Source organism: Kitasatospora cheerisanensis KCTC 2395, from assembly GCF_000696185.1.
Taxonomy (GTDB): Bacteria; Actinomycetota; Actinomycetes; order Streptomycetales; family Streptomycetaceae; genus Kitasatospora; species Kitasatospora cheerisanensis.
Genome location: NZ_KK853997.1, coordinates 5,186,268 through 5,210,917, shown reverse-complemented (window position 1 = coordinate 5,210,917; position 24,650 = coordinate 5,186,268). Strand labels below are relative to the sequence as shown.

Annotated in this window: 28 protein-coding genes; 9 read left to right on the top strand and 19 right to left on the bottom strand. The window is 72.3% G+C overall.

Going from position 1 to position 24,650, the window contains the following annotated elements; translation table 11 throughout:
* Window positions 1-88: 88 nt before the first annotated feature.
* From nucS to KCH_RS37735, 8 genes are all read left to right on the top strand, one after another.
* Window positions 89-748, top strand: coding sequence for an endonuclease NucS (nucS, locus tag KCH_RS23810; RefSeq protein WP_035866188.1), 660 nt, complete (start codon window positions 89-91; stop codon window positions 746-748).
* Window positions 749-824: 76 nt separating this feature from the next.
* Window positions 825-2,138, top strand: a complete 1,314-nt coding sequence (locus KCH_RS23805) for an outer membrane protein assembly factor BamB family protein (protein ID WP_035866185.1) — start codon at window positions 825-827, stop codon at window positions 2,136-2,138.
* Between the two features lie 65 nt (window positions 2,139-2,203).
* Window positions 2,204-2,848, top strand: coding sequence for a hypothetical protein (locus KCH_RS23800; protein WP_035866182.1), 645 nt, complete (start codon window positions 2,204-2,206; stop codon window positions 2,846-2,848).
* A 9-nt stretch (window positions 2,849-2,857) separates the two neighbouring features.
* Complete coding sequence (locus KCH_RS46145) at window positions 2,858-3,460, top strand: nucleotidyl transferase AbiEii/AbiGii toxin family protein (protein WP_051653398.1); 603 nt, start codon at window positions 2,858-2,860, stop codon at window positions 3,458-3,460.
* A complete protein-coding gene (locus tag KCH_RS41620) occupies window positions 3,367-4,047 on the top strand; it encodes a nucleotidyl transferase AbiEii/AbiGii toxin family protein (protein ID WP_279635943.1) in 681 nt (226 codons plus the stop codon). Before KCH_RS46145 ends, KCH_RS41620 begins: the two co-directional genes overlap by 94 nt.
* 226 nt (window positions 4,048-4,273) lie before the next feature.
* A complete protein-coding gene (locus KCH_RS37745) occupies window positions 4,274-4,504 on the top strand; it encodes a hypothetical protein (protein WP_051653396.1) in 231 nt (76 codons plus the stop codon).
* 41 nt (window positions 4,505-4,545) lie between these two features.
* The gene (locus KCH_RS37740) at window positions 4,546-4,896 is read left to right on the top strand and encodes a hypothetical protein (protein WP_157032177.1); all 351 of its coding nucleotides are present in this window, start codon (window positions 4,546-4,548) and stop codon (window positions 4,894-4,896) included.
* A 314-nt stretch (window positions 4,897-5,210) separates the two neighbouring features.
* Window positions 5,211-6,455 carry a hypothetical protein gene (locus KCH_RS37735; RefSeq protein ID WP_157032176.1) on the top strand — a complete coding sequence of 415 codons (1,245 nt, stop codon included), beginning with the start codon at window positions 5,211-5,213 and terminating at the stop codon, window positions 6,453-6,455.
* A 148-nt stretch (window positions 6,456-6,603) separates the two neighbouring features.
* Here KCH_RS37735 and KCH_RS23780 read toward each other — a convergent pair whose 3' ends face one another.
* The 3 genes from KCH_RS23780 to KCH_RS23770 all read right to left on the bottom strand — a co-directional run bounded on the left by KCH_RS23780 (window position 6,604) and on the right by KCH_RS23770 (window position 9,274).
* Window positions 6,604-6,939 carry an STAS domain-containing protein gene (locus KCH_RS23780; protein ID WP_035866173.1) on the bottom strand — a complete coding sequence of 112 codons (336 nt, stop codon included), beginning with the start codon at window positions 6,937-6,939 and terminating at the stop codon, window positions 6,604-6,606.
* A 494-nt stretch (window positions 6,940-7,433) separates the two neighbouring features.
* Window positions 7,434-8,087: a response regulator gene (locus KCH_RS23775; protein ID WP_035866169.1), complete on the bottom strand. Its 654-nt coding sequence runs from the start codon at window positions 8,085-8,087 to the stop codon at window positions 7,434-7,436.
* The gene (locus tag KCH_RS23770) at window positions 8,084-9,274 is read right to left on the bottom strand and encodes a sensor histidine kinase (RefSeq protein WP_157032175.1); all 1,191 of its coding nucleotides are present in this window, start codon (window positions 9,272-9,274) and stop codon (window positions 8,084-8,086) included. Before KCH_RS23770 ends, KCH_RS23775 begins: the two co-directional genes overlap by 4 nt.
* 123 nt (window positions 9,275-9,397) lie before the next feature.
* On the opposite strand from KCH_RS23770, the gene KCH_RS23765 reads away from it, so the two are divergent.
* Window positions 9,398-9,946, top strand: coding sequence for a hypothetical protein (locus KCH_RS23765; protein ID WP_035866166.1), 549 nt, complete (start codon window positions 9,398-9,400; stop codon window positions 9,944-9,946).
* Window positions 9,947-9,950: 4 nt separating this feature from the next.
* On the opposite strand, the gene KCH_RS23760 is transcribed toward KCH_RS23765, so the two are convergent.
* From KCH_RS23760 to prmC, 16 genes are all read right to left on the bottom strand, one after another.
* Window positions 9,951-10,523 (bottom strand): cob(I)yrinic acid a,c-diamide adenosyltransferase, encoded by a 573-nt coding sequence (locus tag KCH_RS23760; protein ID WP_035866164.1) that lies wholly within the window; start codon window positions 10,521-10,523, stop codon window positions 9,951-9,953.
* 80 nt (window positions 10,524-10,603) lie between these two features.
* Window positions 10,604-11,104, bottom strand: coding sequence for a DUF2550 domain-containing protein (locus KCH_RS23755; RefSeq protein WP_035866161.1), 501 nt, complete (start codon window positions 11,102-11,104; stop codon window positions 10,604-10,606).
* A 127-nt stretch (window positions 11,105-11,231) separates the two neighbouring features.
* On the bottom strand, window positions 11,232-11,615 hold the full coding sequence (locus tag KCH_RS23750) for a F0F1 ATP synthase subunit epsilon (protein ID WP_035866159.1): 384 nt from the start codon (window positions 11,613-11,615) through the stop codon (window positions 11,232-11,234).
* Between the two features lie 219 nt (window positions 11,616-11,834).
* Complete coding sequence (atpD, locus tag KCH_RS23745) at window positions 11,835-13,277, bottom strand: F0F1 ATP synthase subunit beta (RefSeq protein WP_035866155.1); 1,443 nt, start codon at window positions 13,275-13,277, stop codon at window positions 11,835-11,837.
* A 2-nt stretch (window positions 13,278-13,279) separates the two neighbouring features.
* Complete coding sequence (locus tag KCH_RS23740; protein ID WP_035866152.1) at window positions 13,280-14,194, bottom strand: F0F1 ATP synthase subunit gamma; 915 nt, start codon at window positions 14,192-14,194, stop codon at window positions 13,280-13,282.
* A gap of 32 nt (window positions 14,195-14,226) precedes the next feature.
* Complete coding sequence (atpA, locus tag KCH_RS23735) at window positions 14,227-15,801, bottom strand: F0F1 ATP synthase subunit alpha (protein ID WP_035866151.1); 1,575 nt, start codon at window positions 15,799-15,801, stop codon at window positions 14,227-14,229.
* 154 nt (window positions 15,802-15,955) lie between these two features.
* Window positions 15,956-16,771 (bottom strand): F0F1 ATP synthase subunit delta, encoded by an 816-nt coding sequence (locus KCH_RS23730; protein ID WP_035866148.1) that lies wholly within the window; start codon window positions 16,769-16,771, stop codon window positions 15,956-15,958.
* Window positions 16,768-17,325 (bottom strand): F0F1 ATP synthase subunit B, encoded by a 558-nt coding sequence (locus KCH_RS23725; RefSeq protein ID WP_035866145.1) that lies wholly within the window; start codon window positions 17,323-17,325, stop codon window positions 16,768-16,770. Before KCH_RS23725 ends, KCH_RS23730 begins: the two co-directional genes overlap by 4 nt.
* A 41-nt stretch (window positions 17,326-17,366) precedes the next feature.
* Window positions 17,367-17,594, bottom strand: coding sequence for an ATP synthase F0 subunit C (gene atpE / locus KCH_RS23720; protein WP_014138091.1), 228 nt, complete (start codon window positions 17,592-17,594; stop codon window positions 17,367-17,369).
* 81 nt (window positions 17,595-17,675) lie between these two features.
* Complete coding sequence (gene atpB, locus KCH_RS23715) at window positions 17,676-18,485, bottom strand: F0F1 ATP synthase subunit A (RefSeq protein WP_035866142.1); 810 nt, start codon at window positions 18,483-18,485, stop codon at window positions 17,676-17,678.
* 282 nt (window positions 18,486-18,767) lie between these two features.
* Window positions 18,768-19,190 carry a Cg1360 family ATP-synthase-associated protein gene (locus KCH_RS23710; protein WP_035866139.1) on the bottom strand — a complete coding sequence of 141 codons (423 nt, stop codon included), beginning with the start codon at window positions 19,188-19,190 and terminating at the stop codon, window positions 18,768-18,770.
* 280 nt (window positions 19,191-19,470) lie between these two features.
* Window positions 19,471-20,778, bottom strand: coding sequence for an MraY family glycosyltransferase (locus KCH_RS23705; protein WP_035873486.1), 1,308 nt, complete (start codon window positions 20,776-20,778; stop codon window positions 19,471-19,473).
* 150 nt (window positions 20,779-20,928) lie between these two features.
* Window positions 20,929-22,191, bottom strand: coding sequence for a serine hydroxymethyltransferase (locus KCH_RS23700; protein ID WP_035866136.1), 1,263 nt, complete (start codon window positions 22,189-22,191; stop codon window positions 20,929-20,931).
* A 205-nt stretch (window positions 22,192-22,396) separates the two neighbouring features.
* Window positions 22,397-23,032: an arsenate reductase/protein-tyrosine-phosphatase family protein gene (locus KCH_RS23695; RefSeq protein WP_051654028.1), complete on the bottom strand. Its 636-nt coding sequence runs from the start codon at window positions 23,030-23,032 to the stop codon at window positions 22,397-22,399.
* Window positions 23,033-23,064: 32 nt separating this feature from the next.
* The gene (locus tag KCH_RS23690) at window positions 23,065-23,712 is read right to left on the bottom strand and encodes an L-threonylcarbamoyladenylate synthase (protein ID WP_035866131.1); all 648 of its coding nucleotides are present in this window, start codon (window positions 23,710-23,712) and stop codon (window positions 23,065-23,067) included.
* A 70-nt stretch (window positions 23,713-23,782) separates the two neighbouring features.
* Complete coding sequence (prmC, locus tag KCH_RS23685) at window positions 23,783-24,649, bottom strand: peptide chain release factor N(5)-glutamine methyltransferase (RefSeq protein WP_035866129.1); 867 nt, start codon at window positions 24,647-24,649, stop codon at window positions 23,783-23,785.
* Window position 24,650 lies beyond the last annotated feature (1 nt).

The following is a 24,650-nucleotide window of genomic DNA, read 5'->3' as shown; positions in this document are numbered from 1 at the left end:
CACCTCCCACTTCCGCGCGCCCCCTCCCCGCTCCCCCCGAAATCGAACACGGACGGGGGCACTCCCGGCGGGCCGTAGGCTTGTCCCCATGCGTCTTGTAATCGCCAAGTGCACCGTGGACTACGCGGGCCGCCTCGCTGCACATCTGCCCTCCGCCGTGCGCCTGGTGATCGTGAAGGCCGACGGGAGCGTCAGCATCCACGCCGACGACCGGGCCTACAAGCCGCTGAACTGGATGTCCCCGCCGTGCTCCCTGAAGGAGACCGAGGGGGTGTGGACGGTCACCAACAAGGCCGGCGAGAAGCTGATCATCACCCTGGAGGACGTCCACCACGACTCCAGCCACGAACTCGGCGTCGACCCCGGCCTGGTGAAGGACGGCGTCGAGGCGCACCTCCAGGAACTGCTCGCCGACCGCATGGAGGTGCTCGGCTCCGGCTGGCAGCTGATCCGCCGCGAGTACCCCACCGCGATCGGCCCCGTCGACATCCTCTGCCGGGACTCCGACGGCGCCACCGTCGCCGTGGAGATCAAGCGCCGCGGCGAGATCGACGGCGTCGAGCAGCTCACCCGCTACCTCGAACTGCTGAACCGCGACCCGCTGCTGGCCCCGGTCAAGGGCGTCTTCGCCGCCCAGGAGATCAAGCCGCAGGCCCGGGTGCTGGCCACCGACCGCGGCATCGGCTGCGTCGTCCTCGACTACGACGAGCTGCGCGGCATCGACGACGACAAGCTGAAGCTGTTCTGACCCTCCCTCAGCTACCGCCCCCTCGCCAACTCCCTTGGTCTGTGCACCGATCACAGCACTGGCACGGGGGGTCGGCATGGGTGGGCGGACGAACGGCGGCACGGACGGCGGAACGGCCCGCGAGCCGGTGGCCCGGTGGCGGCTGCTGCTCGGCCGGACCCTCCTGATCACCGTCCCGGCCGCGGCCCTCGTCGGTCTCGCCCGGGTGTTCCTGGCGAACTCGGGCTACTGGCCGGGATCCTCGATGACCACGGCCTGGGAGGCCACCGACGAGGGCGGCCCCGCGGCCGAGTTCGGCGGGCGGGGCACCTGGCTGGTCGGCGACAGCCTCGTCCGTGCCCGCCACGACGGCGTCACCGGCTTCGACGCCGCCACCGGCGGCAGGCGCTGGCAGTACCTCCCGCCCCGCCGCACCGACATCTGCACCGTCAGCCCCACCGTCGACGGCTCGCTCCTGCTGATCGCCTACGGCATCCGGGCCTCCCTGTCGGACAGCGCCGCCGGGCAGGCGGACAGTGCCGGCTGCTCGACCGTCGCCGCCCTCGACCTCTCCGACGGCCGCGAACTCTGGCACGGCCCCCGGGTCCCGGAGCCGCACGGCCTCGGCAACACCCACGCCGAGGGGCTGCTGGCCGCCGGCGGCGGGCTCGGCGTGGTCCTCGACGCCGGTGCGGACGCCCGCGCCCTCCGCGCCCTCAACCTGCGCACCGGCGCCCCGCGCTGGAGGGCCGCCGCCCCGGCGGGCTGCTCCCCCGGTCTCGCGGCCGCCGCTCCGCAGCAGGTGCTGGCACTGCTGACCTGCGGCGACGAGCTGAAGCCGGCGGCCTTCGACCCGGCCGACGGCAAGGAGCGGTGGACCGTCCCGCTCGACGACCGCCGTGGCGTGGACACCCGCACCGACGTCTCCTTCGTCGCCATCTCGCCGATCCCGGTCCGGGTCAACGGCAACGCCCCCGGCTTCCCCGCCTTCGCGCCGGACGGCCGCCCCACCGCGCGGATCGCCGACAGCGGCGCCCGCTACGGCAAGATCAGCTCGGCCACGACCGCCGACGGCCGGCTCTACGCGCTCACCGACGGCGGACGCTGGGGCCGCCTCGCCGCGTTCGACCTGGCGACCGGCGACCAGCTGTGGCAGCAGGACTTCGGCGGGGCCCGCTACAAGCGCAGCGGGCTCCACGCGCAGGGCGGCAAGGTCATGGCCCTGCTCAGCTCCACCAAGTACGGGGACTCCCTGCACGTCTTCGACGCCGACGACGGCAACGAGCTGGAGGACCGCGCTTTCCGCGACCACGTGGGCACCGCCGACGACCTGATCCTCCACCGGGACCTGGTCATCGCCGCCCGCGCGGACGACGCCGACTGGCCGTTCTCCGCGTTCCGCCGCTGGTGACCGGCCCCGGACACGGCCCGAAACCCGTTTGGCCGCCGTCCGGGCCCGCTGCCACACTTCCCCGCATGCCCGTTCGAAGCACCGAGCCGGTCGGCCGGTACGAGACCCACCTCACCCTGGCCCCGGCCGAGGCCGAACCGCTGGCCCGCTGGGCGGACGCGCACGGCCTGGAGTTCACCCACATCCTGCTGGCCCGCGGCCGGCACCCCTCGCAGCCGATGCTGTCCTGGCAGAGCGACGGCACGCTGGCCGACCAGCACCGGACGGCAGCCGCCGAGGCGGCCCGGCTTCGGGCCGCCGGGTTCACCCCGGTCCGGGTGAAGATCGAGGCCGCGCCCTGGGCACCGAGCGTCCCCGGCACCGACGCGGAGGCCGAACTCGCCGACTCCGCCCGCTACTTCGAGCACCACGTGAAGGTCCGGCTGGCCCCCGGCGTCGCCCGCGACGCACTGGTCCTGGCCTCCGCCGGCCACCACGCGCACGTCTCCTGGAACGCCCGCCGCACCGAACCCGGCGGCCACCGCCAGTACTTCGTCACCCAGCGCTGCCACCGCCTCGGCCTGGCCACCGCCGGCGAGCACCTCGACCGCCTCACCGCCGCCCTGTCCGCCGCGGGCTTCCCGCCGCTGAAGGTCACCCGCGAGTACGTGGTGCACGACTCGGCGCTCGCCCTGGACGCCGGCTGGCTCGACGACGCCCCGACCACCTGAGGAGCCCCCGTGCCCGACCACCGCCTGCTGCCTTCGGACCGCCGCGACCTGCCGTCGACCTTCCGGACCGTCGACGACCCGCGGGCCACCCAGCCCAAGGTCTTCGACCCGGCCCTGAAGCAGTTCGACAACGCCTACCGGGCCGGCGAGCCGCGCTTCGCCGACCCCGCCCTGTCCGCCGCCTGGTACGCCGCCCGCCGCGCCGCGATGGACGCCGTCCTCACCGCCGTCGCCGCCTCCGGCTGGGCCGGCCACCTGGTGCTGCGCGGCTCCGTGGTGCTCAAGTCCTGGTTCGGCGACGCGGCCCGCGAGCCCGGCGACCTGGACTTCGTCGTCACCCCCGCCGACCTCTCGCTCGACGACCCGCGCACCGCCGACCTGTTCCACGGCGTCGCCCGAGCCGTCGCCGCCTCCTCCGGCCCGGTCCGCTTCCTGGCCGAACTGACCGCCACCGAGGACATCTGGACCTACGAGCGGGCCCCGGCCGCCGCCTGCTCCTCACCTGGGAGGCGGCCGGCCTGCCCCGCGGCACGGTGCAGCTCGACTTCGTCTTCAACGAGCAACTGCCCGTCCCCGCGGAGCCGTTGGAGGTCGTCCCCGGCGCGGTGCTGAACGTCGCCGGGCGCGAGCTCTCGCTCGCCTGGAAGCTGCTGTGGCTCACCACCGACATGTACCCGCAGGGCAAGGACCTGTACGACGCCGCCCTGCTGGCCGGCTCCACCCGGCTGCGCTACGAGGTGCTGCGCGAGGTCTTCACCACCGGCGAGGCCCACTACGCCGAGCAGCCGGTCGGCCCGGACAGCGTGCCCACCGAGAGCGACTGGCCGAACTTCGCCGCCGAGTACCCGCACCTGGCCGGCGAGGAGGCCGAGCACGCCCGCCGCCTGACCGCCGCGCTCGCCCCGACCTTCGCCGAGGTGCCCGAGGCCGAACGCGCCGCCTGGTGGCTCGAAGGCTGGCTCGGCCCGGTCCGCCGCCTGCACGCCGAGGAGGGCTTCGCCGCCGCCCAGGCCTGGCTGGCCGCCCGCCAGGCCCCGTTCGTCCTGGCCCACCGCCTCACCGCCCGCGCCCTCGGCCCGGCCGCCCCCGAGGACCTCGCCGCCGCGATGCTCGCCTGCCCGGCCTGGTCCTGGTACGCCGAGCAGATCGCCGGCGGACACCTGACCCCGGAAACCCTCGAGTCCTGGCTCCGCCCCTGAGCCCGCCCTTCCAGCGAGGTACCCGCCCCGGTGCCCCCGCCCCGGTCAGGCGCGTCCGCGACCGGTCCGACGAGACCGTCCTCGACCCCCACGACCGGCCCGGTCGGCTGCCGGCTCCGGCTGAACCCGTGACCGGGAGCTAGCTCGGGCTGTCGGTCGGCGACGGGCTGACCGGCGGGGTGGGGCTGGCGGGCGGCGTGGACGGGGGCGTGGGCTGGCCGGCGGGGTGGTGGTCGGCTTGGTGGTCTGGGGCGGGGTCGTCTGCGTCGTCGTCGGCTTCGTCGTCGTCGGCGTGGTGGTCGGCTTGGTGGTGGTCGGCGTGCTGGTCGGCCGGTGGCTGGTCGAGGAACTGGCCGTTCCGGTCGGGCTGTCCGAGGGCGTGGCGCTCTCCGTGGGGCTCGCGCTGCCGCTCGCCGACGGCCGGGGGCTGGTGCTCGGCCGGGGCTGGTGCCGGTGACCGTCTCGGGGGCGGTGTCGTCCGCCGAGGTGCCGGGTTGCTTGCCGGCGGGGGTCTCCTCGCTGCTGACGGCCACGCCGATCGCGGTGCCGAGAACGCCGAGCGCCATCACCGCGGCGCCGGCCGCCAGCGCGGTCTTCCGGGCCCCGGCGGGGGCCCGCTTGCGCAGCCGGGCCGGCACCTGGGCGATCGCCCGGATGGTGCGCCGTCCGCGGACCGGCTCGCTGCTGCCGGGGCCGGCGGTGAGTGCCGCGGTCTCCTCCAGCCGGATCAGGTCGAGCATCCGCCGCCCGGCCTGTCCGCCGCGCTGGTCTCCGGCGGCGGCGCGCAGCGCGAGCGCCGCCTCCAGTTCGCCGATGGCCCGCTGCGGGCTGCCGGTGCACAGCGCGTAAACGCCCAACTCGTGGTGGAACCAGGCCTGTTCGGCGGTCGCCCCGAGCATCCGGGCGGCTTCCAGGCCGAGTTGCAGGGCCCGCTCCCAGGCGCCCCAGCGCAGTGACAGGGCGAGCACGGGTGCGGCGGCGCGGGCCAGCCGCAGTACTTCGACGGGGCGGTCGGCGTCCCGTTCGGCCAGCATGACGGCGAGGATCACCTCGGCCTCGGCAGCGACCTGACGGGTGGTCACCGAGGCGTGCCCGACCCACCAGGAGAGGTGTTCGGCCGCACCCTGGGCGATCCCGCCGGGCGCGAACGGAGCGGGCCGGCCGTGTCCGTCGCCTTCCAGTTCGGGCAGCAGGGCGTCGAGCACGCCCTCGGTGAGCCGGTGGTGGCCGCCGACCGACACGGCGAGGCCGGTGTCGACCAGCTCCTGCAGGGCGCTCTCGCCGAGGCCGACGTCGACCAGGGCGGGCAGGTGCGGGGCGGTCGGGCACTCGCCGTCCAGGGCCAGGGCCAGCCGCAGCACCCGCCGGGCCGGTTCGCTGAGGCCCTGCACCAGCAGCCGGGCCGGTGCGGCGCTCTCCCCCACCGAGGGCAGCGGCACCTGGACCCGCAGTTCGTTCTCCAACTCGGCCGGGTCGTCCGGGAGTTCGTAATCCTTGGCAAAGCCGAAGACGTTCCGCCGGTCCTCCTGGGCGGCGACCAGCGCGTCCACCGCGACGTCCCGCTGCCGCAGCAGCGCCGCCGCGCGGACGAAGCGCAGCGGGAGGCCCTCGGACTCGAACCACAGGTCCACGGCCCAGGCCCGCTCGGCTTCGTCGAGTTGACGGCCCGCCAGCCGGGCCGCGAGCGTCAGGCAGGCGGGCCGGGACAGGCCGGCCACCAGGTGGTCGCGCAGCCGGGAGCCGGCCGGCGACGGCAGCCCGTCGTCGGCGGTGGCGAGCAGGAACGCGCATTCGGGCGCCAGCGCGAGCAGGTCCTCCAGCTCGTCGCCGGACGGCTCCACGTCGTCGATCACCACCACCGCGGCGACGCCGGCCAGCAGTTCGGCGAGCTGTTCCCGGTCGGGCCGGAAGTCCGGGGCGTGGTGGGTGGCCGCGAACAGGTCCTGGAGCAGGTCGGCGGCGGTCCGGCGGTAGCCGCTCAGCCGCACCACGCCGTCCGGGGCCAGCTCGCCCGCGGCCTCGGCGACGGCCGCCAGCAGCGCGGAGCGTCCCGAGCCGGCCTGGCCGACCAGGCGCACCGAGCGGCCTTCCCGGAGTTGTCCGAGCACGGCGGCGAGGTCGCCCTCGCGGTCCAGCAGCGGCAGGTCTCCGGGGCCGGCGCCGAGGGCGAGCGGTCCGACCGCGGCGCTCGGCCCGAGTTCGGGCCGGGCCTGCACCAGTCCGCGGATCCGGCGCGGCTGCGGCAGCCACTCGTCGGGGCAGTGCCGTGCCTCCGTGCCCTCCGGCCCGCCGACCACCACCAGCCGCTCACCGCTGACCAGTTCTCCACCCCGCGGGCGTACCCCGTCCCCCCTGAACTCCCCGCTCGGCTGACCCACGTCACTGCTCCCCGCCACTCGGACACCTGACCGGAGACTTTCCCACATGACCGGATCGGGTCAACACACCGGGTGGCGGCACGCGTTGGCGCACCCGGGGGCGCACGGAACTGCGCGGGGCGGTACGGGAGGAGCGGCAGGATCGCGTCCCCGCACGTGAAGGCGGCCGGGCGGTGCGTCAGCCCAGCGCCGGCAGCGTGGTCCCCACCGGGTCCTGGACCGCTCCTTCGACCGCGAGGATCCGGTGCAGCCGGGTCGCCACCAGCAGCCGCTGGAGCTGCCCGGGCACGTCCCTCAGCACCAGTCGCCGGCCGGCCCGGCCGGCCCGCCGGTGGGTGCCCATGATGACGCCGAGCCCGGTCGCGTCCCAGAATTCGAGCCGGCCGAGGTCGAGGACGAGGTCGCCCTCTCCGCCGTCGACCGCGGCGTGCAGCAGCGCCCTGGCGTCGGCGGCGCTGCGCACGTCGAGCCGCCCTTCGATGGCCAGTCCGGTGTGGTCGCCGGTGATGCGCACGCTGTCCTCCTCCTCGGCCGTGTGTGCCGTTCGTCCGCCGCGTTGCGTCTGACGCCCGTCCCGTGCCCCAGGGCCCTGCGCGCCACGTTCGGGCCGGCTCCGCGCCGGCCCCTTCCTGAATCTGACGGCCGAGCAGTTCCGCAGGTTGCCGCCACCGGCGGACTGTCCCTCAACTTCACCCGTCCGAGGGAATATACGCAGGTACGCCTGGTACCCATGCTCGATTCCCGCCCAAATCACCCGTCTGCGGGGTGCTCCGTGAGCAAACTCACCCGGCGGGTGAGAACGCCTGTACGGGGGCCGGTCGTGCGGTCATCTGTGATCCCTCCCGGGGCACGCCGAGGGCGCCCGTTCCGGGGCAGCACCGACCGCCCGTGGGAGCCACATCGCTCTGCGCCGGACTCTAGTGGCAGCACGCGCCCCGTGGTGCGATCCGACAGTGTGATCTGCACCGGAACGGGTGTGATCTGTGCCCCCTCGCGCCGCGCGGCCGCTCACCGCTCCCCGGGGACGGGCACTCCCCACTCCTGCGCGAGGATCGCCGCCTGCACCCGGCTGCGCAGCCCGAGCTTGGCGAGGATCCGGCTGACGTGCGTCTTGGTGGTCGCCTCCACCGTGCCCAGCCGGTGCGCGATCTCGGCGTTGGACAGGCCCGCGCCGAGGCAGCCGAACACCTCCCGCTCCTTGGGCGTCAGCCCGGCCAGCGCCGCGGAGTCCACCGCCGGCGCCTCGGGCCGGGCGAACGAGGCGATCAGCCGCCGGGTGACGGACGGCGCGAGCATGCCGTCGCCGCGGGCGACCGTGCGGACGCCCTCGACCAGCGTCTCCGCCTCCAGGTCCTTGAGCAGGAACCCGGCGGCGCCGGCCCGCAGCGCGCCCCACACGTACTCGTCGAGGTCGAAGGTGGTGAGCACCAGCACCTGCGCGGCCCCGGCCTCCACCACCTGCCGGGTCGCGGCGACGCCGTCCAGCCGCGGCATCTGCACGTCCATCAGCACCACGTCGGGCCGCAGGTCGAGCGCCATCCGGACGGCCTGCTCGCCGTCGGCGGCCTCGCCGACCACCTCGACGTCCGCCTCGGCCCGCAGGATCATCACCAGAGCGGCCCGGACGGCCGCCTGGTCCTCCGCCACCAGTACCCGGATCACGCCCGCTCCTCGCTCGCCGTCCGCGGCAGCACCGCCCGGACCTTCCACGTCCGCCCGTCCGGCCCGGCGTCGAACTCGCCGCCGAGCAGCTGCGCCCGCTCGCCCATGCCGACCAGCCCGGCCTTCGCCCCGGGCACCGCCCGGCCCCCGCCCTCCGCGTACGGGGACTCCACGGTGATCTCCAACTCCCGTTCGCCGTAACGGATCCGCAGCCGGACGACGCCCGGCGCGGCGTGCTTGACGGCGTTCGTCAGCGACTCCTGGACGATCCGGTACGCGGCCAGCTCGACCGGCGCGGGCAGCTCCCCGGGCTCGCCCTCCTGCTCGGCCTCGAACCGCAGCCCGGCGGCCCGCCCGGCCGTCCCGGCCTGCTCCAGCAGCACGTCCAGCGCGGCCAACCGCGGTGCGGCGTACGGCTCTTCGGGGACGGCCTCGCGCAGCAGGCCGATCATCCGGCGCATCTCGGCGAGGCCCTGCACGCTGTTCTCCCGGATCACCGCGAGCGCCTCCACCAAGGGCTCGTCCGCCGCCCGGTCCTGACGGCGCGCCACCGCCTGCGCGCCGGTGGCGTGGATGGCGATCGCCGACAGGTGGTTGGCGATCACGTCGTGCAGTTCGCGGGCCATCCGGGCGCGCTCGGAGACCACCGCGCCGCGCCGGTCCAGCTCGGCGAGCAGCGCGGTCTGCTCGGCGCGCAGCCGCTCCGACTCGGCGCGGTCGCGGTGGTGGCGCAGCAGGTCGGCCGTCCACACCGGGGAGAGGAACACCAGCGCGCCGAACACGCCGATCAGCAGGCCCTCGGAGATCGACAGGTACCGCCAGGCCAGGCCCGTCAGCACCAGGGTGGTGGCGCCGCCGGTCAGCGCCAGCACCTTGCTCATCCGCGGCCGCCCGTACAGCACGGCCGCGTACAGCAGGTCCGTGTACAGCAGTGTGGTGGCCAGCAGCGAGCCGAAGTACAGGCCGAGGCCGAGCAGCACGCCGCCGACGCTGACCGTCCACACCGTGCAGCGGCGCCGCAGCAGCGACAGCCCGGCCATCCCGGCCAGCGGCAGCACCGGCACCCACCAGGGCAGGCCGGCCCGCCGGTCGTAGGCGCCGACCGCGATCAGCAGCAGGCCGCCGAGCAGCCCGCCGAGGGCGATGGCCAGGTCCTGCCGCGGCGCGGAGAGTCTCACCCGACCCATCCCAGCACTCCTTCCCACCCGCCGGAACGACCGCTCGGACGACCCGCCGTCCGACGAACGTCTGACGTACGGCTCCGCCGGCCGGTCGATGATCGCGCGCCCGCGCACGGGGAGGATCGAAGCATGGTTTCCCTGATCCTGGCCGGCGAGGCCGGCTTCTGGGTGGTGCTGGCAGCGGGGCTGCTGGCCCGCTACGTTCTCCGGCTGCGCCGGACCGGCCTGGTGCTGCTGGCGCTGCTCCCGGTGGTCGACCTGGTGATCCTCGGCGCCACCGTCGCCGATCTGCGCGGCGGCGCCGTCGCCGACTCGACGCACGGCCTGGCCGCGGCGTACGTCGGCTTCTCGCTCGCCTACGGCCACCGGCTGGTCCGCTGGGCCGACGGCCACGCCGCGCACCGGCTGGCCGGCGGCCCGAAGCCCGCCGGAGCGCCCAAGTACGGTGCGCCGCGGGCCCGTTACGAGTGGGGCGTGTTCCTGCTGACGCTGCTCGCCTCGGTCGTCACGGTGGCGCTGGTCGCCGCCGTCCAGTGGCTGGTCGGCGACGCGGCGCGCACCGCGGCGCTGGATTCCTGGTACCCGCGGATGGCGGTGGTGGTCGGCATCAACCTGGTGATCGCCGCCAGCTACACGCTCTTCCCGAAGCAGCCCAAGCAGCCCGAGCAGCCGAATTGACGGCTCAGCGGTTCTCGCCGGGCACCCACAGCACGTCGCCGCGCTCCTTGTTGGCGGTCCGGGCCAGGATGAACAGCAGGTCCGACAGCCGGTTCAGGTACTTCGCGGTCAGCGGGTTGACGCTCTCCCCGTGCTCGGCGATCGCCGCCCAGGTGGCCCGCTCGGCCCGCCGCACCACGGTGCACGCCAGGTGCAGGTACGCGGCGCCGGGGGTGCCGCCGGGCAGGATGAAGCTGCGCAGCTTCTCCAGTTCCTCCAGGAACCGGTCGCAGTCCCCCTCCAGCCGGTCGATGTACGACTGCTCGACCCGCAGCGGCGGGTACTTGGGGTCCTCGACGATCGGCGTCGCCAGGTCCGCGCCCACGTCGAACAGGTCGTTCTGGATCCGGGTCAGCACCGTCACCAGCTCGCCGTCCAGCGCCCCGGCCGCCAGCGCCACGCCGATCGCGGCGTTGGCCTCGTTGGTGTCGGCGTACGCGATCAGCCGCGGGTCGGTCTTCGTGGTCCGGCTCATGTCGCCGAGCGCGGTCGTGCCGTCGTCCCCGGTGCGGGTGTAGATGCGCGTCAGGTTCACCATGCCCCGAGCCTAGCGCGCACGTCCGGGGCCACCGGTGCGAGCCGCGTCACCTTCTGACGGGCGCTCAGGCCGCCGGGGATTCAGGCGACGTTGACCCTCTGCCCGGGCGGGGCGGCCTCCAGCCAGGCCAGGAAGCCGGTCAGCGCGTCGTCGCTCATCGCCAGCTCCAGCGGCGCGCCGCGGTGCAGGCAGCGCAGCACCACCGAGCCGGACAGCAGGGCGAGTTCCTCCTGCCCCTGCGGGTAGCGGCGGCCGAGCACCTCGATCTCGGTGCGCGGCAGCACCCGGCGCGGCCGGGGGGCGTACGAGAACACCCGGAACCATTCGATGGAGTCGCCGCTGTACCGGCCGATACCAAAAACCCACCCCTTGCCGTCGGTCTGCGGGACCGGGGCCGAGGTGGGTTGGCCGTTCTCGTCGAGATCCGGCTGCGTGGAGGCGTCCGCGGGCATTTTCAGGCGGTAGGAGCAGTCGAAGGTGCCGCCCACCCGCTGGATGAGGCGGCGGCGTACCGCGAAGCCGACCAGGCCCGCGATGGCGAGGACCACTACCGACGCGCACACCACAAGGGCGAGGACCACGCTCACCTACCTCCTCGCTGCCTTCATCCCCGTTGGCGGCCGAGGACGGCCGCCCATTCCTACCAACTGATACGACAGTCCCGAGGACACGCTCCAGGCGTCCCCGGGACCGTCGCTCATACCAGGCTCAGTGGTGCGCCTTCAGACCGCCGGCGGCGATCAGACGGACCTCGGCGCGGCGCGCGGCGTGCGCGTCGGCCTCGGTACGGGCGTTGTCCAGCGCGCGCTCGGCGCGGGCGACGTCGATCTCGTCGGCCAGCTCGGCGATCTCGGCGAGGATCGACAGCTTGTTGTCGGCGAACGAGATGAAGCCACCGTGCACCGCGGCGACGATGGTGCCCTGGTCGGCGGTGCGGATGGTGACCGGGCCGGTCTCCAGCACGCTCAGCACCGGGGTGTGACCCGGCATGATGCCGGTGTCACCGGAGGCCGTACGGGCAACAACGATGGTGGCCGCACCGGACCACACCTTGCGGTCGGCTGCGACCAGCTCGACGTGCAGCTCAGCCAACGTGGGCTCCTTGGCTCTTGCCGGGCCTCGGCCACCCGGGCGAACGGGCGGCTGAGCTCTCGGCAGTTTCGGTAAGAATAACGGTCACGCGCCCCCGGAACGAAACCAAGGGCCCGTAAATGACCGGGATCACAGCACATCCAGCGGTGAGGGGTGGCCCCCGACGAGAGCCGGGAACCACCCCTCAACGGTTGGGTCTGCCGTGCGACCGGTCTGCGGTTACTTCTTCAGCAGCTCGGCGGCGTTGCGCTCGAGGTCGTCGATGCCACCGCACATGAAGAAGGCCTGCTCCGGGACGTGGTCGTACTTGCCGTCCGCGATGGCGTTGAAGGCCTCGATGGTCTCCGACAGCGGAACGGTCGAGCCCTCGACACCGGTGAACTGCTTCGCCACGTAGGTGTTCTGCGAGAGGAAGCGCTCGATGCGGCGGGCACGCTGCACCGTGATCTTGTCTTCCTCGGACAGCTCGTCGATGCCGAGGATCGCGATGATGTCCTGCAGGTCCTTGTACTTCTGCAGGATCCCCTTGATACGGATGGCCGTGTCGTAGTGGGTCTGCGCGATGTACCGCGGGTCGAGGATGCGGGACGTGGAGTCCAGCGGGTCGACGGCCGGGTAGATGCCCTTCTCCGAGATCGGGCGCGACAGAACGGTGGTCGCGTCCAGGTGGGCGAAGGTGGTGGCCGGCGCCGGGTCGGTCAGGTCGTCCGCGGGGACGTAGATCGCCTGCATCGAGGTGATCGAGTGACCGCGGGTCGAGGTGATGCGCTCCTGCAGGAGGCCCATCTCGTCGGCCAGGTTCGGCTGGTAGCCCACCGCGGAGGGCATGCGGCCGAGCAGGGTCGACACCTCGGAACCGGCCTGGGTGAACCGGAAGATGTTGTCGATGAAGAGGAGCACGTCCTGCTTCTCGACGTCGCGGAAGTACTCCGCCATGGTCAGCGCGGAGAGCGCGACGCGCAGACGGGTGCCCGGCGGCTCGTCCATCTGGCCGAAGACCAGCGCGGTCTTGTCCAGGACGCCCGAGTCGACCATCTCGTCGATGAGGTCGTTGCCCTCACGGGTGCGCTCACCGACACCGGCGAACACCGACACACCACCGAAGTTCTCGGCGACGCGGTAGATCATCTCCTGGATCAGAACGGTCTTGCCGACACCGGCACCACCGAACAGACCGATCTTGCCACCCTGGACGTACGGGGTGAGCAGGTCGATGACCTTGATGCCGGTCTCGAACATCTCGGTCTTCGACTCGAGCTCGGAGAAGTTCGGGGCCTTGCGGTGGATCGGCCACTTGACCTCGACGGAGGCCTCGAACTCGGCCTTGTCGACGTTCAGCACCTCACCGAGGGCGTTGAAGACCTTGCCCTTGGTGATCTGGCCGACCGGGACGGAGATCGCCGCACCGGTGTCGGTGACCTGCGAGCCGCGGACCAGGCCGTCGGTCGGCTGCATCGAGATGCCGCGGACCAGGCCGTCGCCGAGGTGCTGGGCAACCTCGAGGGTCAGGGTCTTCTTGCCCGAACCGTCGGGGTTGTCCACCTCGACGTGCAGGGCATTGAACATGTCCGGAATCGCGTCGACGGGGAACTCCACGTCGACGACCGGGCCGATGACCCGCGCGACGCGGCCCGTCGCCGTGGTCTCAACAGTGGTGGTCATAGTCATTCGCTCCCCGCGCTAGCGTCGGCCAGCGCGTTGGCGCCACCGACGATCTCGCTGATTTCCTGGGTGATCTCGGCCTGACGGGCCGAGTTGGCAAGCCGCGTGAGCGACTTGATGAGCTCGCCGGCATTGTCCGTCGCGCTCTTCATCGCACGCCGACGGGCGGCGTGCTCGGAGGCGGCCGACTGCAGGAGAGCGTTGTAGATCCGGCTCTCGACGTACCGCGGCAGCAGGGCGTCGAGAACGCCCTCGGCCGACGGTTCGAAGTCGTACAGCGGGAAGATCTCGTTCTTCGCCGGCGACTTGTCGCTGAGCTCGACCTCGTCGAGCTTCAGCGGCAGCAGGCGGGCGTCCACGGCGGTCTGCGTCAGCATCGACACGAACTCGGTCGACACCAGGTGCAGCTCGTCCACGCCGCCGGTCTCCGCGGTGAAGGCCTCGATGAGGTCCGCCGCGACGGCCTTCGCGTCCCCGTAGGTCGGCTTGTCCGAGAAGCCGGTCCACGAGTTCGCGACCGCGAGGTTGCGGAACCCGTAGTAGCCGACGCCCTTGCGGCCGACGATGTAGGTGACCACTTCCTTGCCCTCTTCGCGGAGCTTGGCGGAGATCGCCAAGGACTGCTTGATGGCGTTGGTCGAGTAGCCGCCCGCCAGGCCGCGGTCCGCCGTGATCAGCAGCACGGCGGCGCGGGTGGCGTTCGGGTTCTCGGTGGTCAGCGGGTGCTTCGCGTTGGACCGGGTGGCCACCGCGGTCACCGCACGGGTGAGCTCATCGGCGTACGGAGTGGAGGCGGCCACCGCGCGCTGCGCCTTGACGATGCGCGACGCGGAGATCATCTCCATCGCCTTGGTGATCTTCTTCGTCGCGGTGACGGAGCGGATGCGGCGCTTGTAGACCCGAAGCTGTGCTCCCATGGGTCGTTACGTCCTTTCCCTCGCTACCGGACTCAGGCCTGCTCAGACAGCAGCTTGCCGTCCGCGGTGGTGAAGCCCTGCTTGAAGCCGGTGATGGCCGAGGTCAGCGCGTCGATGGTGCCCTGCTCCAGCAGGCCCGTCTCGACGATGCCGGCCAGGATGCCCTTGTGCTCCAGGCGCACGTGGTCCAGGAACTCGCGCTCGAAGCGGCGGATGTCGGCGACCGGGACGTCGTCCAGCTGACCGGTGGTGCCGGCCCAGATCGAGACGACCTGCTCCTCGACCGGGAACGGCTGGTACTGACCCTGCTTCAGCAGCTCGACCATGCGGGCGCCGCGCTCCAGCTGGGCCTTGGAGGCCGAGTCCAGGTCGGAACCGAAGGCGGCGAACGCCTCCAGCTCGCGGTACTGGGCCAGGTCCAGGCGCAGACGGCCGGCGACCGAGCGCATGGCCTTGATCTGGGCGGAGCCACCGACGCGGGAGACCGAGATGCCGACGTTCACGGCCGGGCGGATGCCGGCGTTGAACAGGTCGGACTCCAGGAAGCACTGGCCGTCGGTGATGGAGATGACGTTGGTCGGGATGTACGCCGAGACGTCGTTGGCCTTGGTCTCGATGATCGGCAGACCGGTCATCGAGCCGCCGCCGAGGGCGTCGTTCAGCTTGGCGCAGCGCTCCAGCAGGCGGGAGTGCAGGTAGAAGACGTCACCCGGGTAGGCCTCGCGGCCCGGCGGGCGGCGCAGCAGCAGGGAGACGGAGCGGTAGGCCTCGGCCTGCTTCGACAGGTCGTCGAAGATGATCAGGACGTGCTTGCCGTCGTACATCCACTCCTGGCCGATGGCCGAACCGGTGTACGGGGCGAGGTACTTGAAGCCGGCCGGGTCGGAGGCGGGAGCAGCCACGATGGTGGTGTACTCCAGCGCGCCGGCCTCCTCCAGGGCGCCGCGGACGGACGCGATGGTGGAGCCCTTCTGGCCCACGGCGACGTAGATGCAGCGGACCTGCTTCTCCGGGTCGCCCGAACGCCAGTTGTCGCGCTGGTTGATGATGGTGTCGACGGCGACGGCGGTCTTGCCGGTCTGACGGTCACCGATGATCAGCTGGCGCTGGCCGCGGCCGATCGGGGTCATCGCGTCGATGGCCTTGATGCCGGTCTGCAGCGGCTGCTTGACCGACTTCCGGGCCATGACGCCGGGGGCCTGCAGTTCCAGGGCGCGACGGCCGGTGGAGGCGATGTCGCCCAGGCCGTCGATCGGGTTGCCCAGCGGGTCCACGACGCGGCCGAGGTAGCCGTCGCCGACCGGAACCGAGAGGACCTCGCCGGTGCGGCGCACGGTCTGGCCCTCTTCGATGCCGCCGAACTCACCGAGGATGACGACACCGATCTCGCGGGTGTCGAGGTTCAGCGCGAGGCCGAGCGTGCCGTCCTCGAACTTCAGCAGCTCGTTCGCCATGACCGAGGGCAGGCCCTCGACATGCGCGATGCCGTCCGCAGCGTCAGTGACCTTGCCGACCTCTTCCACAGAAGCGGCGTCCGGCTGGTACGACTGGACAAAGTCGGCCAGCGCGTCCCGGATCTCCTCCGGACGGATCGTAAGCTCCGCCATCAGGCTTCCCTGCTCTCCTAGTTTGCGATCCTCGGCCCGCCATTGAGGGCCGCAAGTGCTCGACTCTCGGCCGGGTCGGGTGAACCGGCCGTACGTTTTGCCGGCCCACCTGGTGTGGACCGACGCCCGACCGAGGGTCGGATAGTGCTGGTGCTCAGCCTTCGAGGCCCTGACGAGCGCCCTCGAGGCGGCTCGCGACCGTTCCGTCGATGACCTCGTCGCCGATCTGCACCCGGACACCGCCCTGGACCTCGGGGTCCACGTCGATGTTCAGGTGGACCGGACGGCCGTGCAGGCCGGCCAGGGCAGCGGCGAGCCGCTCCTTCTGGCGGTCCGACAGCGGCACGGCGCTGGTGACCTGGGCCACCACGCGGCCACGCCGGGAGGCGGCGAGCTTGGAGTAGGACTCCAGGCCACCCTCCAGGCTACGACCCCGGGGAACGGTGACCAGGCTGGTGACCAGGCGGACGGTGCCCGCGTTGGCCTTGCCGCCGAGGAGCTTGCGGATCAGCGCCGTCTTGGCGGCGGTGTCGGCCTTGGGCTCGGTCAGCGCGGCGCGCAGCTCGTGCGAGCCCGCCACCACCCGGCCGAACCGGAACAGCTCGTCCTCGACGTCGTCCAGCGCGCCGGCCTTGTCGGCGGCGATGACCTCGGCGTACGAGGTCAGCTGCTCGGCCGCGTCGGCCAGGTCACGCGAACCCGACCAGCGCGAGCGCACCAGGCCGGAGACCAGGTCGACGGTCTCGCCGGAGACCTGACCGGCCAGCAGCGAGGAGACCAGCTGGGCCTTGTCCTGACCGGACCGGGACGGGTCGGTCAGCACGCGGCGCAGCGAGACCTCGCGGTCCAGCAGCGCGGTGACGGCGGCGAGTTCCTCGGCGAGCTTGGCCGCGTCCACCGAGGTGTTGTCGGTCAGGCTCTCGAGGTTCTCGCGACCGGCGGCGAGTGCCTCGCGGCTCGCGCCGATCACTTGGCCGCACCCTGGGCAGCGGCGGCCTTGGACTCCAGCTCGTCCAGGAAGCGGTCGATGACACCGCTCTGGCGGGCGTGGTCCTCCAGGGACTCACCGACGATGCGGGACGCCAGCTGGGAGGCCAGCGAGCCCACGTCCTGGCGCAGGGCGGCGGTCGCCTGCTTCTTGTCGGCGTCGATCTGCGCGTGGCCGGCGGCGACGATGGCCTCGCGCTGGCGCTGGCCCTCCTCGCGCATCTCGGCGATCAGGACAGCACCCTGCTCACGGGCGTGCTCGGTGATCCGGGCGGCCTCGTGACGCGCCTCGGCCAGCTCGGCACGGTACTGCTCAAGCAGGGCCTGGGCCTCGGCCTGAGCGGTCTCCGCGCGCTTCATGCCGCCTTCGATGGCGTCGCGGCGCTCCTCCAGCACCTTCTCGATGCTGGGGAGGAGCTTCTTGCCGAGAAGACCGAAGACGATGAAGAAGCAGAGCAGGCCGATGATGACCTCGGGCCACGCGGGGAGAAGAGGGTTCATCTTCTCTTCAGCCGCGAGGAGAACCTCGGGGGTCATATCAGAACCTTTCGTCGGAATTGACTACCGGTGCGCCTGGCTCACTGGCCGTAGACGAACGGCATGACGATGCCGATCAGGGCGAGGGCCTCGGTCAGGGCGAAGCCGATGAACATGTTGGAGCGGATCAGGCCGGCAGCCTCGGGCTGACGGGCCATCGCCTGCACGCCGTTACCGAAGATCAGACCGACGCCGATGCCGGGGCCGATGGCGGCGAGGCCGTAGCCGATGGACGCGACGGAACCGGAAACCTCAGCGAGAGCGGACATCTCAGCTAATCCTTTGCGGGGATGGGATACCGGTGGGTGTTGGCCACCGGGAGTTCAAGGGCGCGGCCGGAGCCGCGGGGCTCAGTGCGCCTCTTCCAGGGCACCGGCGATGTAGCTGCTGGCGAGCATCACGAAGATGTACGCCTGCAGGAACTGCACCAGCAGCTCGAAGGCGGTCAGACCGACGGCCACCACGAAGGACACGGAGCCGTACAGGGCGCCGATGGTGGGGCTCAGCAGGTACCACGAGGCCACCGAGAAGACGACGATCAGCAGGTGACCGGCGAACATGTTGGCGAAGGCTCGGACCGCGAGGGTGAAGGGGCGCACGAAGATGTTCGAGAAGAACTCGATCGGCACCAGGATGAACATGACCCAGCCGGGGATGCCGGACGGCCAGCAGAGGTTCTTCATGCCGCCGACGAAGCCGTGCTTCTTGAAGGTCAGCGACATGTAGGTGATCCACACGACCAGCGCGAGCCCGGCGGGGAAGGCGATCTTCGACGCCACCGGGAACTGGGCGAACGGGATGATGGACATGATGTTCATGATCCACACGAAGAAGAACATCGAGACCAGCATCGGGACGTACTTCTCGCCCTTCTTGCCGATCGTCTCGAGCACGATGCTCCGCTTCACGAAGTCGTACCCGATCTCGCCGACCAGCTGGAGCTTGCCCGGGAGCAGCTTCGGCTTGGCGAACGCGGCCCAGAAGAAGCCGACCACCAGCAGCGCACAGATGATCGACAGCAGCATCGGCTTGTTGAAGTCGACGCCGCCGACCGTGAAGATCGGCTTGAAGTCGAACTCGTTCAGGCCGGGGGCGGGGAAGCCGCAGCCGGAGTCGAAGTGGCAACCGGCCTCGGAGGCGAGCTGGACGTCAGCACCCACCACAGACTCCTTCGTTCTGACGCATGGTTACGGCAACCTCGGTGTGTCGGCGTGGCCTGCGGCCACGGTGCGGCACTGGAACTAGTTGGATTTCTCGCGGACCCCGCGCGGCGCACATCCACGCCGCGGGATCTTCGAAAGCTTCGTGGAGCCGGGGGGCGATCCGTCCGATTCTCGGAGGGACCTGGCCGCTTCCCGTACTCCGCCGTTGGGACGGACGATAGCAGCCCGTCAGGAGGGCATAAACACCGCCCCCCTCGCGAGGGGGACAGTGTGCCCCGCTCACGGTTGACGCCCTGATTTCGGCTTGCCGTCGGGTTCCACGTAATAGATCTTCGCCTTCAGCGCACCCCGCACCTGGAACGCGGTCCAGATGATCGCGAGTCCGAGCAGGGTGAACCCGAAGACCTTTCGGTCGAAGAACGTCAGGTGCTTGGCCACCGCGAGCAGGATGCCGATCGCGACGATCTGGGTCGTGTAGACCATCAGTGCGGCGGCCATCATGATCTGCGGGTTGTTCCGGGTCAGGCGGTCGAGCGCGACCTGCCCGAAGCTGAAGAAGCCCAGCACCACCACGGTCGCGAGCAGTGCGCCGAGCAGCCCCTTCCCCTGGGCGACGGCGAAGGAGATCACCATGGCGATCACTCCGGCGGCCGCAGTGGGAATTGCGGCGCCACGGAGGATCCGGGCGTCGTGGGACGGCATGTCGGCAGCTCCGGCGGCATGTCGGCGGCAAGGGGCGGAAGTACTTGGGCGAGGACCACGCCGCGGACCGCCGTTGAGGGCGAGCCTGTCGAGGGAGACCGACCAGGGACGGAAGTCCTCCACCTGTCAGGTCTTTCGGCGTGTTCTCGGTACTCGTGAACGGTATCACAAACTATTTGATGAGAGCTTTACCATGAACGTGTGGCACCTGTCACACCACTGGCCCACCGGTGCCGCCGAACGGGTGCATCCGAACGGCCCGGCGGGAGTTGACGCCGCGTCAGGACTGCTGGTCGCCCCGCCGGCCGGCCGCCGTCGCGCCGGTTCCGATCCGCCCCAGCAGGGCCTTGTCCTCGGCCGACAGCTCGGCCATCGCGGGCGTCTCGACGCCCTCCGCCGCGGCCTGCCCGGCGTCCCGCTCGCCGCTGCGGTAGCGGGGCGGCACGAACGGCTGGACGGCCTTCGGGGCGCGCGGCCGGAAGCGCGGCATCAGCAGCACCGCGAGGCCGACCAGGCAGAGGCCCGCCATGGTGAGGACCACGGTGCGGCCGGTGTTGGTGACCGAGACCGCGACGGTGCCGAAGGCGATCAGCGCGGCCCAGAAGTACATGATCAGCACGGCCCGGCTGTGCGAGTGCCCGACCTCCAGCAGCCGGTGGTGCAGGTGCTGCTTGTCCGCCGCGAACGGCGACTTGCCCGCCCAGGTGCGGCGCACCACGGCCAGCAGCAGGTCCGCCAGCGGCAGCGCGATCACGGTCAGCGGCAGCAGCAGCGGGATGTAGATCGGCACCAGGGCGTGCACGGCGAGGGTCTGCGAACCCGTCCGGGCGGAGACCAGGTCGGGGTCGACGCGGCCGGTGATGGAGATCGCGGCGACGGCCAGCATCAGGCCGAGCATCATCGAGCCGGAGTCGCCCATGAAGATCCGCGCCGGGTGCAGGTTGTGCGGCAGGAAGCCCAGGCACATGCCGATCAGCACGGCGGTGAACAGCGCGGCCGGCGCGGCGTCGTTGACGCCGTAGCCCAGCCAGAGCCGGTACGAGTACAGGAAGAACGCGATCGCGGCGATGCACACCATGCCCGCCGCCAGGCCGTCCAGGCCGTCGATGAAGTTCACCGCGTTCACCATGACGACCACCAGCGTGACCGAGATGATCATGCCCTGGGTCGGGGTCACCGCGACCGGGCCGTACCCGGGCACCGGGATGGAGATCACCGTGACGCCCTGCCAGACCATCACGCCGGCCGCGATCATCTGACCGCCGAGCTTCACCAGCGCGTCGACGCCCCACTTGTCGTCGAGGACGCCCAGCACGAACATGATCCCGGCCCCGGACAGCAGCGCCTTGACGTCCGCGCTCTGCACGAACAGCCGCCCCAGGTTGGTGAGTTGGGACGCCGCCAGCAGGCCGGCCAGCAGGCCGCCGAACATCGCGATGCCGCCCAGTCGCGGGGTCGGTTCGCGGTGCACGTCACGCGCCCGGACAGCGGGCATCGCGCCGGCCGCGATCGCGAACTTGCGCACCGGGCTGACCAGCAGGTAGGTCACCGCCGCCGAGACGAACAGGACCAGCAGATACTCACGCACCACTGGCCTCCAGGGTCGCGGTCCGACGGTCGAGTACGCAGGGTACTCCCGCGCAGGTTCGGGGTTCGAGGTGCGTCGCCACGGTGCACACCTTATTGACTCCGACGCCCGGCCCCCGCATCGCGGTTCGCCTCCGCGGCCGCCGATCGTTCAGCGGCGCCCGGCGAAGGCCCGCGCCAGCTCCCGGACCCGGGCCCGGACCGGCTCCGCGGCGGCCCCGGAGAGCACCCGGCCGAGCAGCTCGCCGACCTCGCCGAGCTCGGACTCCCCCATCCCCTGGGCGGCGCACCCGCCCGTCCCCAGCCGGATCCCGGAGGTCTCGGTGGGCGGCGCCGGGTCGTACGGGACGGCGCACCGGCCGAGCATCAACCCGGCTGCGGCGCAACGGCGTTCGGCCTCCACGCCGGTCAGGCCGAGGGAGCCGACCTCGGCGGTCACCAGGTGGGTGTCGGTGCCGCCGGTGAGCGGCGCGGCCCCCGCGGCGGCCAGCGCGGCGGCCAGCGCCCGGGCCCCGTCCACCGCCCGGTGGACGTACTCGGCGAACCCGGGGGTGGCGGCCTGGGCCAGCGCGACCGCCTTGGCGGCCACCTCGTTCATCGCCGCGCCGCCCTGGCAGAACGGGAACACCGCCCGGTCGATCCGGTCCGCCAGCTCGTCGCCGCACAGCAGCAGGCCGCCGCGCGGGCCGCGCAGCAGCTTGTGGGTGGCCACCACCGTGACGTCCGCGTACGGCACCGGGGAGGGCGCGGCGCCGGCCGCGACCAGGCCGGCGGTCTGCCCGGCGGTGGCGATCAGGTAGGCGTCCACCTCGTCGGCGATCTCCCGGAAGGCGGCCCAGTCGAGGTGCCGCGGGTAGGAGATGCCGCCCGCGACGATCGCCTTCGGCCGGTGCTCCAGGGCCAGCCGGCGGACCTGCTCCAGGTCGATCAGGCCGTCTTCCTCGCGCACCCCGTAGCCGTGGAACTGGAACCAGCGGCCGGAGAAGTTGGCCCGCGAGCCGGCGCTCAGGTGGCCGCCGTGCTCCAGCGACATCGCCAGCACCGCGTCGCCCGGCCGCAGCAGCGCCGCGTAGGCCGCCAGCACCGCCGAAGTGGCGGACCGGGGCTGGACGTTGGCGTGCGGGGCGGAGAACAGCTCGCGGGCCCGGTCGATCGCCAGCAGCTCGACGGTGTCGGCGGGGGCGCAGCCGGTGTGGTGGCGGCGGCCCGGGTAGCCCTCGGCGTACTTGTCGACCAGCGGGCCCGCCAGGGCGGCCAGCACGGCGGGGGTGGCCAGGTTCTCGCCGGCCAGCAGTTGCAGGGAGTCGGCCCGGCGCTCGTCCTCCGCGGTGAGCAGGTCGGCGATCAGCGGGTCGGCCGCGCGGAGGGCCTCGACGGCCTGCCAGTGGGTCGAGGGGGCATCGGCGACCGTCATGGTGGACTCCCGGGTGGGTGGTCCCCCGGCCGGGGGCCGGGGGCCGGTGCGGGCGGAGATTCCTCCAGCGTAGGTCGGCCCCTCCCGGCGGGCCCGCCCGCACACGCGGGACTGGGCCTTTCCGGTTGCCGGCCGCCGACCTGCATCGCCCGCGCACGCGGACTTCACAAATCCTCCACCGAAACTTTAGTGGAGGGCGCTCAACTCACCGGTCCACGCCGGTCAGTGCGGTCACCACCGGGTCCAGCGCGTCGAATATCTCCTCGCCGCAGTTGCGGAACATGCCGATCGGCGCCCCGTACGGGTCCCTCAGCTCGTCCGATTCCGGGGAGGCGGCCAGCAGCCAGCCGCGCAGGGCGGCGGCCGAGCGGACCAGCGCGCGGGCGCGTTCGGTCAGCCGCGCGCCCTCCCGGGGGTCCGGCAGGGTCCGCGGATCGACCCTTTGCACCAGCCGGGTGAACTCCTTCAGCGTGAAGGTGCGCAGACCCGCCGCGTGCCCCATCGAGATCACCTGCGCACGGTGGTCCAGGGTCGCGGTCAGCACCAGGTCGGCGTCGATCACGTGCTCGTCGAGCAACTCCCGGCCGGCGAAGTCCGCGCTGTCCGCGCCGTACTCGCCGAGCACGGTGGCCGCGTGCGCCTCCATCGGCGCGCCCTCGTGGCCCCAGGTGCCGGCGCTCTCCACCACGATCCGGCGGCCCACCGGGGCGCCCAGCCGGGAGTCCAGCTCCAGCCGGGCGAGCCGCTCGGCGATCGGCGAGCGGCAGATGTTGCCGGTGCAGACGAACAGGATCCGGAAGGTGTCCAGCGGGACCGGCCCGGGCGCCGGGAACGGCGCCAGGGCACTGCCCGCTCCGTACAACGGGACGGCGGTCAACTGCCGGCCTCGACGTCCGGAGCGACCTCCCTCAGCTGCTCGACGCTGATCGCGCCCGCCCGCAGCACCACCGGCACCTTGCCGGTGACGTCGACGATGGTCGAGGCCGTGGCGTAGTCGGCCGTCCCGCCGTCGAGGTAGATCGACACCGCGTCGCCGAGCTGCTCCTCGGCGGCGTCGCAGGTCGACGGGGACGGGCCGCCGGTCTTGTTGGCGGAGGACACCGCGAGCGGGCCGGTGGTGTTCAGCAGCTCCAGCGCGACCGGGTGGAGCGGCATCCGGACCGCGACGGTGCCGCGGGTCTCGCCGAGGTCCCAGCGCAGCGAGGGCTGGTGACGGGCCACCAGGGTCAGGCCGCCCGGCCAGAACGCGTCCACCAGTTCCCAGGCCTGCTCGGAGAAGTCGGTGACCAGCCCGTGCAGGGTGGTCGGCGAGCCGACCAGCACCGGCGAGGGCATGTTCCGCCCGCGGCCCTTGGCGGCCAGCAGCGCGCCCACCGCCTCCGGCGAGAACGCGTCCGCGGCGATGCCGTACAGCGTGTCGGTCGGCACCACGACCAGCTCCCCGCGGCGGATCGCGGTGGCGGCCTCGCGCAGCCCGCTGGCGCGGTCCTGGGCGTCGGAGCAGTCGTATCGGCGGCTCATCGGAGCAATCCCCTTCCGGTGACATCAGTGGTGGTCTGCAGCGAGGCGCGGTCGTGCGGCGTCCCGAAGGTCACAGCGACGCTTTCCGGGCCGTGGTGAAGCGGGGGCGGTTGTTGAGGTCCCGGTGGTCGGCGGCGTCCGTCCAGCCGCTCTCCTCGCGGAAGATCCACGGCACCTGGCCGCCCTGGGTGTCCGCGTGCTCGATCACCACCGCGCCGCCGGGCTTCAGCAGCCGGGCGGCGACCCGTTCGATGCCGCGGATGGTGTCCAGGCCGTCCTCACCGGAGAACAGCGACATCTGCGGGTCGTGGTCGCGGGCCTCGGGCGCGACGTACTCCCACTCGGTGAGCGGGATGTACGGCGGGTTGCTGATCACCAGGTCGAACCGGCCGTCCCAGGCCCGGTCGTCGGCGAACGCCTTGGTGGCGTCGCCCTGGTGCAGGTGGACCCGGGCCCGGTCGGGGCTGGCCTCGATGTTGCGGCGGGTGTACGCGAGCGCGCCCTCGTCGAGCTCGAACGCGTGCACCGTGGAGCGCGGCAGTTCCTGCGCGAGGGCCAGCGCGATCGCGCCGGAGCCGGTGCACAGGTCGACCACCAGCGGCTCGGCGACGTCCATCGCCCGGACCGCGTCTATCGCCCACTCGACCACCGACTCGGTCTCCGGCCGGGGCACGAACACCCCGGGGCCGACCTCCAGTTCGAGGTAGCGGAAGAACGCGCGCCCGGTGATGTGCTGCAGCGGCTCGCGCTGCTCGCGGCGGGAGATCGCCTCCCAGTACCGGGCGTCGAAGTCGCCGTCCGGCACGGTGTGCAGCTGGCTGCGCTTCACCCCGTGGACGTGCGCGGCCAGCTCCTCCGCGTCGAAGCGCGGCGAGGGCACCCCGGCCGCGGCCAGGCGCTGGGTGGCCTGGGCCACCTCGGCGAGCAGCAGGTTCATC